This is a genomic window from Rhizobacter sp. P1_G5 (assembly GCF_056405435.1).
Window position 1 is genome coordinate 1 of the sequence record NZ_JBFUCB010000444.1, and the last position, 5,217, is coordinate 5,217.

The 5,217-nt window shown below is 64.6% G+C and carries 9 protein-coding genes; 3 read left to right on the forward strand and 6 right to left on the reverse strand.

The features are described from left to right. The 6 genes from AC1D12_RS24070 to AC1D12_RS24095 all read right to left on the reverse strand — a co-directional run. On the reverse strand, nt 1–804 hold an 804-nt coding region (locus AC1D12_RS24070), incomplete at its 3' end, for a heavy metal-binding domain-containing protein (RefSeq protein WP_477843332.1). 151 nt (nt 805–955) lie between these two features. Continuing rightward, entirely contained in the window at nt 956–1,630 is a 675-nt protein-coding gene (locus AC1D12_RS24075; RefSeq protein ID WP_465115136.1) for a methyltransferase family protein, read from the reverse strand. Beyond that, nucleotides 1,611–1,856, reverse strand: a complete 246-nt coding sequence (locus AC1D12_RS24080) for a DUF2933 domain-containing protein (protein ID WP_477825786.1) — start codon at nt 1,854–1,856, stop codon at nt 1,611–1,613. The genes AC1D12_RS24075 and AC1D12_RS24080 overlap by 20 nt, the downstream gene beginning before the upstream one ends. A 24-nt stretch (nt 1,857–1,880) precedes the next feature. Beyond that, on the reverse strand, nt 1,881–2,117 hold the full coding sequence (locus AC1D12_RS24085) for a hypothetical protein (RefSeq protein WP_477825787.1): 237 nt from the start codon (nt 2,115–2,117) through the stop codon (nt 1,881–1,883). Between the two features lie 172 nt (nt 2,118–2,289). Beyond that, the gene (locus AC1D12_RS24090) at nt 2,290–2,538 is read right to left on the reverse strand and encodes a hypothetical protein (protein ID WP_477825788.1); all 249 of its coding nucleotides are present in this window, start codon (nt 2,536–2,538) and stop codon (nt 2,290–2,292) included. Nucleotides 2,539–2,755: 217 nt separating this feature from the next. Continuing rightward, nucleotides 2,756–3,133, reverse strand: coding sequence for a hypothetical protein (locus AC1D12_RS24095; RefSeq protein ID WP_465115130.1), 378 nt, complete (start codon nt 3,131–3,133; stop codon nt 2,756–2,758). Nucleotides 3,134–3,278: 145 nt separating this feature from the next. Between AC1D12_RS24095 and AC1D12_RS24100 the strand changes: the two genes are divergently transcribed. From AC1D12_RS24100 to AC1D12_RS24110, 3 genes are all read left to right on the forward strand, one after another. Beyond that, a complete protein-coding gene (locus AC1D12_RS24100) occupies nt 3,279–3,692 on the forward strand; it encodes a DUF2946 family protein (protein ID WP_477843335.1) in 414 nt (137 codons plus the stop codon). A gap of 114 nt (nt 3,693–3,806) precedes the next feature. Then, a complete protein-coding gene (locus AC1D12_RS24105) occupies nt 3,807–4,139 on the forward strand; it encodes a hypothetical protein (protein WP_477825790.1) in 333 nt (110 codons plus the stop codon). Then, nucleotides 4,136–5,217, forward strand: a 1,082-nt coding sequence (locus tag AC1D12_RS24110; protein WP_477843337.1) for a TolC family protein, incomplete at its 3' end; no start/stop codon positions are given. The genes AC1D12_RS24105 and AC1D12_RS24110, both read left to right, overlap by 4 nt.

Consider the following 5,217-nt stretch of genomic DNA (forward strand, 5'->3'; position numbering starts at 1 on the left):
GCCCTCAGTGAGCTCGCCATCCACCGGCACCTTCTCGCCAGGCCGCACGCGAAGGAGGTCGCCCACCTGGATGGCGTCGACCTGGACGGTTTCGTCGTTGCCTTGCGTGTCCACCTTGACCGCGGTCTTCGGCGCCAGGCCGAGCAGGGCCTTGATGGCACCTGAGGTCTTCTCCCGAGCGCGCAGTTCGAGGACCTGGCCCAGCAGCACCAGCACGGTGATGACCGCCGCGGCCTCGAAGTAGATGGCCACCGCTCCATCGGCCATGCGCAGGTTCGTTGGGAACAACTGTGGCGCCACCGTTCCGACGATGCTGTACAGCCAAGCCGCGCCCGTGCCCAGCGCTATGAGCGAGAACATGTTGAGACTGCGGTTCTTCACCGAGGCCACGGCGCGGACGAAGAAGGGCCAGCCCGCCCACAGCACTACCGGCGTTCCGAGCAGTAGTTGAATCCAGTTGGACAGCTGCTGCCCGAAGAGGTGGTCCAGGTTGGTGACGTGACCGCCCATCTCGAGCGCGAAGACTGGCACCGTCAACGCCGTGCCAATCCAGAACCGCCTCGTCATGTCCCGCAACTCGGGACTCTCTCCTTGGTCCGCCGTTGCCACGACCGGCTCCAGTGCCATGCCGCAGATGGGACAGTTGCCCGGCCCCATCTGGCGCACTTGCGGGTGCATCGGGCAGGTGTATTCGACCTGGCCGTGGTCACCCTTGGGCGCGGGCTTGGCTGTCGCCGGCGCGTCATGGTGGTCGTGATGCGCGTGCGCGGAGTGGTCGTGGGTCGTGCGGGAGGTGTTCGGCATTGCGCTCTCCTGTTCCTGTTGGCAGTGTCGACCTTCCAATCATGGGAATGTCAAGGGGCGCGCCATCGAGTGGTAGCGGGCCCGCAGCCACTGCGGCAGCAMGAGCGCCAATCCGGCGCCCAGGACGATAGCGCCCAGGCCCGATGCCAGTTCAGCGCCCTTGGTGGCTGCCGACCCGCCGTGCATCGTCGTCCTTCGAGAACCGGGGAATGAACCGCGGCGTCACCGCTGCGTACGCACGCCACGCATCGCCAAACGCCTTCTCCGAGTCGCGCTCCTCCGAGATGGCCAGCCGCACGTACATCACGACGAGCACCGGGAACATCGCCAGCGTCAAGAGCGTCGGCCACTGGAGCAGGAACCCGAACATGATGGCGACGAAGCCGATGTATTGCGGGTGGCGCACGAACCGATACGGGCCCGCCGTGGCCAGTTGATGCCGGCGCTGCGCGTGATAGAGCACGTGCCAAGCGTTCGAGAGCAACGTGAAGCCCCCGAAGAGGAACACGAAGCTCAGGAGATGGAACATGCCGAAGTGCGGGTTGCCTTGCTGCCCCGTCACCAGCCACCAGAGGTGCCCGGCATCGTGGCCGAAGAGGTTCACTCCCGGGAACTTCGAACCCAGCCAGCCCGAAAGCAGGTAGATGGTCAGCGGGAAGCCGTACATCTCCGCGAACAAGGCGACAACGAAGGCAGAGTAAGCGCCGAAGCTGCGCCAATCGCGCAGGGTCGTTGGCTTGAAGAAGCTGTAGGCGAACCCGACGAAGATGACCGAGTTCAGGATGACCAGGCCCCACAGGCCGTAGTCATTGCTTGGGGCGTTCATCGTCGGTCCTTCCGGTGTTGCGGTGGCCGCCGTGACGGTGGTAGCCGTGATGCATGAACATGTGCATCAGCGGACACGCCAGCAGGAAGGCGTACGGCAGGAAGCCCAGTACGTGGGCACGGTGCTCGGTGAACAGGAGAAAACCGCCGACGGCCGCGACGACCAGGAGCGCAAGGCCCCCGCGCGAGCGCCAAAACGGAGGCGGGTCATGGTCGATGTTGTTCATGGCGTGACTCCAGTCGGGTGTCGGTTACTTGGTCGCAGGAGCCTTCATCCCCTCGCGGTCCATCACCATCTGCATCATCATTTCCATCATGTCCATGCGCTTGCCCATCGCTTCGGAGGACATGCCGCTTTTCTCGCCCTTCATCTGACCCATCATGGCCATGCCGTCCTGCATGGCCTTCATGTGGTCGACCATCGCCAACGCAGTCATCGACAGTGCAGTGACGCCGATGGCGAGGGTAGAGGCGAGGGTGGAACGCATCGTGAACTCCTTTGTTGCTGCAAGCGTCGCAGCAACTGACAGAGGAAGGCTTGATGCGCATCAAAGGAGTACGCGCCGTGCAGCCCTCTGTCAGCGCGCTGGTCGTGATGTCGGTCTGGGCGTTCTTCGCCGGAAGCTTCTTTGCCTGGCTGCGTCGACGGTTGGGCTGGGCTCAGTGCAGACCATGCGGGCCCATGCAGCCGCCCAGCACGTGAACCAGTAGGAACAAGGCCGCGCCAGCAAGAGCGCAGTTGCGTAGCCATTTCACCCAGGCGGGAGCCGGTTCGGTGCCCGCCGTCGCGCCACGCGGCTTGTAGATGGCAAGGACAGTGGCGAACAGAAGCGCGGCGACAGCAACTGCAGAGTCGGCCACCAGCTGCACGCGCAGATCATGCAAGCCCACGCCATCGAGCTCCGTCAAGGCGTCCCAGGGCCTCGAGCTCGCGCATCAAAGGCCTTCAGTGGCAGCACCCGCCAGCTTTGCCTGGCTTCGCAATGGCAGCTTCGGCTTGGACCTGCACGGGCGTGTAGCCGGCGTCCTGAATGGCATCAGCCAGAGCGGAAGCCCCGGCCAAGACCGGCAACGGACCTGGCAAGACCAAGGGCTTGCGCCGCGGGCGCCACGGCCAACGATTCAACTAGCCCTTCACCAACTTGATGCGAAGCGTTGTCTCCGCCGCCCCCTTGTTCGTCCACATCCAGCAGTAGTCCTGCTCGACTTTGGTGTTCAGTGTCCCTCCGTCCTTTGCGACCCGGTTCTTCTTCGCGGGGAAGCGGACCTGCTTGCCCTCGTGAAAGTGAATGTTGAAGTCCAGCGGCGAGCGCGCCTCAAACGACCAGGCTACCTTGGTCCCTTTCGGCAGCTTCTCGCAGGCCTCGACAAACTTGCCGGGGGCAATCGCGACTTCTTTGCTGAACTGGCTGGAGGCATCCCAATCAATCGGAACCATCTGGGCGGCTGCGGACTCGCTGAGCGCGAGGGCAATGACTGCAACGGTGAGCGTGAGTGTCTTCATACGCCCACTGTAGACTGCAGCCCGCCTCGGCTGCAGCCGGTCGTACCCGCTTGACCTTGTCACTGTGGCAAGGTTTAGGCTGTCTCCAGAGGCTAAATCAGCTTCCCTTTACTGGGGTAACCCCTCGCGTGCTAATCTGACCGCAGTGAAAACTGTTCGCATCTGCTTCCTGCTGCTGCTTGCCGTGCTGCTTCCCCTGAGGGGGGCGGTTGCGGCCGCCATGCTGTGTCCCGTGGGTAGCTCGGGCATGCAGAACGAGCTTCGCGTGCAGGACCGTTCGTCGACGCATGAGGCCATGGACCACGAGGCCGTGGACCCCGGTGAAGCGGCCCACGAGCACGCAGGCGCAGACCATGACCATRACCACAGCGGCCACCACCAATCGGCCTCTGACAAGTGCAACATGTGTTCGGCCTTCTGCTCGCTCACGCCCCTGGTGAGTGCTGCGGTCACGCTGCCTGAGCCGATCGGGCTCACCACGGTCAAGTTCACTGACCTCTCCGCTCCCCCGCCGAACTTCTTCTCGGACGGGCAAGAGCGTCCTCCCCGAACCATCTGACCCACCAAGGCCTCCGCGGGAGGCCTGACGGGGCTCGTGCGTCCGCTTCGCGGTCGGTGCGAGCGTCTCCTGGCTGTGGCAACGCCGAGCCGATGACTCACATGGTTTCGAACAATGAACAACTTCTTCTCCAGGCTGGCGCCTGCGGCGGCGCTATGCCTGCCTCTGCTCGCGCTTGCCCAGGCCAGGCGAGCGGACCCGGCTGACACAAAGGCTCCGGCACCGCCGTTGCGTTACCAGTCGGCCTTTGCCGACTACAAACCGTGGCAGGACGCCAAGACGGGCGACTGGCGTGCTCTCAACGACGCGCTGCGGGCTACCGGTGCAGGCGGCGGCCATGTGGGCCACACGATGCCAGCTGCCTCGCCCGCGGCTGCTTCTGCACCGACCCCCACGGCCTCGGCCCCCTCGCTCGACGGTCATCACATGCACGGAGGCAAGCAATGATGCGCCTGACAGCCGCTGCGGCCGCGGCCCTCGTGCTCGCAGGTTGTGCGTCGTTCTCCCAGGACGGCGGCGCCGGGAAGGTTTCCGAACTGACCAAGGAGCGCACGGGCCWGAGCGTCGCCTTCCAGCGCACCGAGGCTGATGTCGACTCGGCCGGCGCTCGCGTGTCCGAACTCCTCAAGCAGCCGCTGACACCCGACAACGCGGTTGAGACTGCGTTGCTCAACAACCGAGGCCTCCAGGCAAGCTTCTCGGAGTTGGGCATCGCCGAGGCGGAACTGGTGCGGGCCGGGAGGTTGGCGAACCCAACCTTCAGTTTTGGACGCCTCAGTGGTGGAGGAGTCACCGAGATTGACCGCTCAGTGATGTTCAACTTACTGGGTCTGCTGACAATGCCAGTTGCAAGCCAGGTCGCGCAGCGCCAGCTCGAGCAAGCGCAGTACCAAGCGGCTTTCGATGCCGTAGGAGTGGCGGCCGAGGCGCGCAAGGCCTTCTTCGGCGCCGTGGCGGCCCAGGACCTGGTCAAGTACTACGAGCAGGTCAAGGAAGCCGCCGATGCCTCCAACGAGTTGGCGCGGCGAATGCAACAGGCCGGCAACTTCAACAAGCTGGCCCAGATGCGCGAGCAGTCGTTCTACGCCGATGCCACTGCCAATCTGGCCCGAGCCCGGCACCAGGCGGTTGCTGAGCGAGAGCGGCTCGTTCGCGCGCTCGGATTGTCGGGTGACCAGCTTGCCTTCAAGCTTCCCGAGCGCCTGCCCGACCTGCCCAAGTCGCCGCTCGAGCCAAAGAGTGCCGAACAGACCGCCATCGAGAAGCGCCTGGATGTCCTGATGGCCAGGCGCAGCGCCGAGGCGACGGCCAAGTCGCTCGGACTGACCAAGGCTACGCGCTTCATCAACGTGCTCGAGGTCGGCTATGCCAACAAGAGCCAGACGGGCGAGCCTCGGCAGAACGGCTATGAGATAGAACTCGAGCTGCCGTTGTTCGACTTCGGCTCGACGCGTGCGGCGCGCGCGGAAGCAACGTACATGCAGGCGGTGCACCGTACGGCCGAGGTCGCGGTCAACGCACGCTC